At 63.0% G+C, this 5818-nt stretch carries 3 protein-coding genes; 1 reads left to right on the forward strand and 2 read right to left on the reverse strand.

The features are described 5' to 3' along the window. Nucleotides 1–481 precede the first annotated feature (481 nt). Together ACCD02_RS32415 and ACCD02_RS32420 are read right to left on the reverse strand one after the other, a co-directional pair. Nucleotides 482–3349 carry a glycosyltransferase family 4 protein gene (locus tag ACCD02_RS32415; protein ID WP_413310673.1) on the reverse strand — a complete coding sequence of 956 codons (2868 nt, stop codon included), beginning with the start codon at nucleotides 3347–3349 and terminating at the stop codon, nucleotides 482–484. Between the two features lie 19 nt (nucleotides 3350–3368). Further along, on the reverse strand, nucleotides 3369–4754 hold the full coding sequence (locus tag ACCD02_RS32420; protein WP_413310674.1) for a class I SAM-dependent methyltransferase: 1386 nt from the start codon (nucleotides 4752–4754) through the stop codon (nucleotides 3369–3371). A 430-nt stretch (nucleotides 4755–5184) separates the two neighbouring features. Between ACCD02_RS32420 and ACCD02_RS32425 the strand changes: the two genes are divergently transcribed. After that, the gene (locus ACCD02_RS32425) at nucleotides 5185–5643 is read left to right on the forward strand and encodes an REP-associated tyrosine transposase (RefSeq protein ID WP_413310675.1); all 459 of its coding nucleotides are present in this window, start codon (nucleotides 5185–5187) and stop codon (nucleotides 5641–5643) included. Nucleotides 5644–5818: the final 175 nt, after the last annotated feature.

Raw genomic sequence — 5818 nt, forward strand, 5'->3', positions numbered from 1 at the left:
AATCCGCTCCCACATTAGATCCGGTAGGGCCTCTGTTCCTGCTGTGGTCTCAAACCTCCCACATTAGGTCCGGTATGACCTTTGTTGCCGTTATGCCTCTGAGCCTGTGGCCTCTGAACCTGTGGGAGCGAATTCATTCGCGAAGGCGGTGTTCCAGGCGCTGAAGCTGCACCGGTTGTACCGCCCTCTTCGCGGATGAATCCGCTCCCACATTAGATCCGGTAGGGCCTCTGTTCCTGCTGTGGTCTCAAACCTCCCACATTAGGTCCGGTATGGCCTTTGTTCCTACTGTGGCCTCGGAATTTCCCACATTAGGTCCGGTATGGCCTTTGTTGCCGTTATGCCTCTTAGCCTGTGACCTCTGAACCTGTGGGAGCGAATTCATTCGCGAAGGCGGTGTTCCAGGCGCTGAAACTGCACCGGTTGTACCGCCCTCTTCGCGGATGAATCCGCTCCCACAGGGTCCCATACCATCGGCTCTTTATTCCGTGACATTCGGGTAGCGGTAGCCGGTCAGGCCGGGCAGTTCGATGGCGACTTGGGTGACGAGGCCGAGTTGTTCGGCCACCCTGGCGCTGTCGTTTCCTTCTATTAATAGAAGGCCATCGCCGCTTTGGTCGTCCAGGCGTGCTTTCAGGGTGTTCAGCAGGTCGCTGTCGGTGGTTTGTGCGGCGGCCAAAATGATCAGATCGATACGGATGGCGTTGTCGCGCAGTTCATCGAGCAGCAGTGGCAGGCTGTCGTGCAGCGGCGCTTCGATGCGGCTGAGTTGGCCGAGGCTGCTGACGTCGCCGCTCTCCCCCGCCACCAGGTGCCAGGCTTGGGGCAGGTGGGTGCCGATCAGGGCGGTGCGCCAATCAGGTTGTTTGCCGATGATCAGCGCGCAGTCCACGGGGCGGCGCTCGAACAGGGCTGCCAGCGCCAGTTGGCCGATATCCGGGGCAACTTCCAGTTGCGCGTCGATCAGCAGGTGTTGCCAGTGCCGGGGCAGCGGCGCCAGTTGTGGACGCGGACGGTGGCTGGCCAGTTGGCGCAGCAGTTCGCGGGCGTAGCTGCGCCAGGTGAGGATCGGCCGCACCACGGCTTCTTCGGCCAGTTGTTGGTACTGGGCGCGATCACCGGCCAGGGTCCGGATCATTTCGGCCAGGGCCGCCGGGTCGGTCATGTCGACGGTGCGGCAGCCACCTTCGGCCGCCAGTTCCGCCATGACGCCGCCGTTGTGGCAGATGCACGGGCGGGCGTGCCACAGGCTTTCAACGATCGGCATGCCGTAGCCTTCGACCAGCGAGGCGTACACGCTGATATGGGCTTTGGCGTAGTAGTCGTTGAGGATCTCGTCGTTGACCACGCCGTGCCAGGTGATGCGCGGGTCGGCGGCACTGGCGGCGCGTACGGCTTCAACGATGTCATCGGCGCCGGCGTAGCGGTTGCCGATCATGTCCAGTTGCCAGTCCAGCTCGGGATGGTCAGCGGCCAGACGGGCGACAGCGGCGAGCAGGGTTTTGTGGTTCTTGCGCGGCTCCAGGGTCGAGACGCACAGAATGCGCAGCGGCTCACCGGCCTGTGGCGCAGCGGCCGGGGTGGTGGCGCGCGGCGAGCCGGTCAGTTCACCGGGAATCCAGCAGGTGGTGACTTCGGCGTGGGGGCTGATGCCTTCGCGTACCCAGTGGGCTTGCAGCTGGGTCCCGGCGTCCGGGGAGATCGGCAGCACGCGGTCGCACTCGGCCAGGCCGTTCATGTAGGCGGCGTGGTTGTTGCGGATGCTGATGTCAGCGACCCACTCGGAGTGGGTCACAGGGATGGCGTCGTAGAAGATCGCCGCCACTTGCAGGCCCAGTTCACGGGCGGCGGCACGGCGGGCAGGACCCTGGCGTTCGAAGACGATTTCGCTTTGCAGCAGCCAGCCATTGCGCAGCCGACGACCCAGGCCTTTCAAGGTCAGGCGCTGGGTATCCGTGGAACGCGGCAAGACATAGTGGCTCGGGTTGCCGAGCGGGCCACCGTAGGAGCCGAGGCGCTGGTACTCGGCTTCGGTGGGCAGCACATAGGCTTGCACGCTTTCATCCCAGGTCACGAACAGTGGCTGGCCGAAGTTCTGCAGTTTGCGCGACAGGCTGCGCACCACCCGGGCGACGCCGGTGTTGGCGGTGTCGATCAGGCAGGCGCTGGTGTCGATGATCAGTGCCGGTACCGGCAGATCGCGCACGGCACCGAGGCCGCCGAGCAGGTCGGCGTAGGCCTTGATGGTGCGCTGCCAGGTGAAGGTCTGCTGGAAGGTGTCCAGGTGCGCGTCCCACTCGGCGCCGCTGAGCAGCTCACCGGCGAGGACTTGCAGGGCTTTGGCGGCGATGTCGTTTTCATCGCGGCACAGTTGCAGCGGTGTGGCGACGACTTCCGGGTGGGCGCCGATGTTCAGGACCAGCACGGGCCTGCGCAGTTGCTGCATTTCAGCCAGCGGCAGGTTGAAGCCTTCCCAGCGCGAGACGCTGATGCCCAGATCGGCGTTGGCCATCAGGGCATTGAGGTCGGCATCGCTCGGGTGGCCCAGGGGCAGGATGTGCGCCTTGAGGTCGTCCGGTACGTCGAGTTCTTCGGCGGTGGCCAGCACGCTGAAGCGCGCCTTCGGGTGCACGGCGAGGATCTGCCGGGCAATCGGGTAGAGGCCTTCGCTGTTCTTGTAGTTGCCCACTTCCCAGCGACCGAGGTTGATGATGCTCGGGCCTTCGTTAACTTCACTGCTTTGCGAAACGTCGGCTTGATGGCCGTTCTGCCACAGGCTTTGATCGACGCCGCCGACCAGGTGATCGGCGCCGAGGTGAATCATCTCGATGTCTACGCCGTGGCCGGCATCCGGCAGGCTTTGGGTGCGCGCGACGAAATGGCTGATCGGCGTGACCACGCGAGCTTCGGGCAGGTATTCGCGGCGTTGGGCGCGCAGGCGTTCCTGAACGATGCGGGCCGGGCCGCTCATGTCGTCGTACGGTACGCCGCCGCAATCCAGCGCAACGGTCGGGATGCCCCACTGGCGGAATACCGCAATGGAGGCATAGAACGGCCAGCCGCCGATCAGCGCGACGGTGCCGGCCGGGTCGTGGCCGGCGCCGGCGAACAGCTGACGGTTGTTGCGCAGCCACTCGGCGGTGGCTTCATCGAGTTCGGTGTAAGGGCCGCTGTGCTGCGGCGGGGTGTGGATGTCGTCGGTGATGCGGCTGAGCACGTCATGGTTGGCGCGATGGGCGACAAAGGTGATGTGCCAGCCTGCCGCCTTGAGGCCCTGGGCCAGCAGCAGCAAGACCCGGTCCACGCCAAAGCGGAACAGCAGGCGTTCATTGCAGATAATCAGATGCATGGGCTCGGCTCAGTCTTGATCAGGGGGCATAACCGATGGCGGCGTAGTCTTGCGCGCCAAACAGCAGTCGGTTGAGCGGGCCGGTCACGCCCTCGTCGCCGCCTTGGAGCAGCAGCGCCGGGTCGCCCGGGTGGCGGCGGTCGATTTCGACACGCTCGAAGCCCCGCGCCTTGAGCAAAAAACCCACCAACGCTGGCGGCAGCGGGTTGCGGTGGGTCGGGTCGATATAGAAGTTGCAGGCGCCGACGATGAGGTTTTCCGGGTTCGGCGTTTCAAACAGCACCACCCCGCCGCTGCGCACCACGCGTTTGGCTTCGTCGATCAGCTTGATGAAGATGTCCAGCGGCAAGTGTTCGATGATGTGGAACGCGGTCAGGCCGCCCAGGCTACCGGCCGGCAGCGCCGCCAGGTATTGCAGGGCATCGCCGACGTAGGCTTCAAGACCGGCGTCGGTGCAGCACTGGATCATGGCGGTGTTGGAGTCCACACCCAGGGCCGGCACGCCGGCTTCCTTGAGCAGTTGCAGCCATTCGCCGCGGCCGCAGCCCAGGTCCAGCACCGGCTCGCTGAAGCGTTCGACGTTCTGCTGGAAATACGGCAGGTTGGCCTTGAGGCGCTCGCGGATCATTTCCTTGGAGCCACGGAAGTTGGCTTCGAACTCCACGTACAGCTCATGCGGCATGCCCGGTTCTTCGGCCGGCATGACGAAGGTCGACGCGGCGACGCCTGGCGCCTGGTTGTGCAGCTGGCTCAAGGTCAGGGCCAGTTCGCGCTGACGCTGTTCGAAACGCTGCATGCGCGTGACCAGGTATTGCTCGTTCTGCTCGATGGCCAGGGCGTGGGTGTACAGGCTCTGGTTGGCCTGGCTCTGCAGTTGCAGGCCGACGTTGCGCAGACGGGTGTTGCTGTCCGCCAGCTGGTATTCCAGCCAGGCCATGCGCCCGGGCATATGGCGCAGTTCGCGGATCAGGTAGACCAGGCCTTTGACCTTGGGAATGCGGTACAGGAACGCCTTGGCCAGCATGATGCTGATGTTCTTAACCGACGCCCCGCCCGGCCGCGCGCGGGCACGGGTGAGGAAGTGCATGACGCGGTAGTGGCCGACGTATTTGCCGATCACCGGCAGGCCGCGCAACTTGCGGTACAGGCTCGGCGGGCCGTCTTCCGGATGGGCCTGGGCCTGTTCGACGGCAGCGGACACGTAGTCGGCCTCGACCTCGGCTTCCTTTTCCCCGGCGGGCGGCAGGAAGGCTTCGAGCTCGATCACTTCGAAAGAACGGACCAGATCGTTGGGCAGGTTGGCCGAAGGCGTGGCGGTATCGACGTTGCCGGCAACACGCTCGTACTCGCGACGATTGACTTCAGCCGCGATGGTCGCTTGGAGTTTTTTAAGATCGATAGTCATTTATTAGGCGTTCGAGACCGTAGGGCCAATGCAAGCGGATAGGTCCATGGCGCGTGTAGGAATGCGCCATACCAAAAGTCAGAAGGCGGCCATTCTACGCAGGTGGGCTTGTCAGCGTCGAGGGAGGGGGTAGAACAGCAAGGCTTCGGCCCGGGGTGATGATTTTTGTGGGAGCGGATTCATCCGCGAAGGGGCCAGTGCAGTCGATGTATTTTCATCGCCTGAAACACCGCTTTCGCGAATGAATTCGCTCCCACAAGAGCCCAGGCATACGGAAACCAAGGCACAACCCAAAACCTGTGGGAGCGGATTGGCACACATGGCCCCTCATAGACCCTGCCCTTCCACACTTTGAAAAACTCGAGGCCGGTGCTCAGATCCCGTGAGCAGTAGATTCAAACACTGAATTCATACAGAGGGAGGGGCAAGGATGCCCGGTCAAGCTCATTCATTGAGACTGCGTTCAGGCCGATGTCCGCAAGTAGGGGGCATTTATATGATCACGTCGACAGTGGAGCATCGCAAGGCCGTGTTCGCTGACTGGCGTATAGGCCGCTTATTGGTTCATGAGTTCAGGCGAGCGCAGGAGCAAGGTTTGGCCAGGTCGATGGCTTGGGTGGTGATGCCCGATCATTTCCACTGGCTGCTGGAGCTTCAGCAAGACTCGCTCGCAGCGCTCGTCAAACAGGTCAAAGCCAGCAGCTCGGTCACAATCAATCGAGTACTGCATCAATCCGGTCGTTTGTGGCAGCCCGGCTTTCATGACGTGTCAGTGCGTCGTGAACAGAATCTGCAGCATTTGGCGCGCTATATCGTGGCCAACCCTTTGCGGGCGGGTCTGGTACAGCGGCTCGGGGATTACCCGCTCTGGGATGCTGTCTGGGTCTGAGAACTGGATAGCCCCTGTCACCCTGGAACAGGGGCAACCCAAAAGCTGTGGGAGCGGATTCATCCGCGAAGGGGCCAGTGCAGTCGATGTATTTTCATCGCCTGAAACACCGCTTTCGCGAATGAATTCGCTCCCACAGGATCCCAGACAACACGGAAAAAAGGCACAACCACAA

The sequence above is a fragment of the Pseudomonas sp. Pseusp88 genome, assembly GCF_047303955.1.
Classification (GTDB): domain Bacteria; phylum Pseudomonadota; class Gammaproteobacteria; order Pseudomonadales; family Pseudomonadaceae; genus Aquipseudomonas.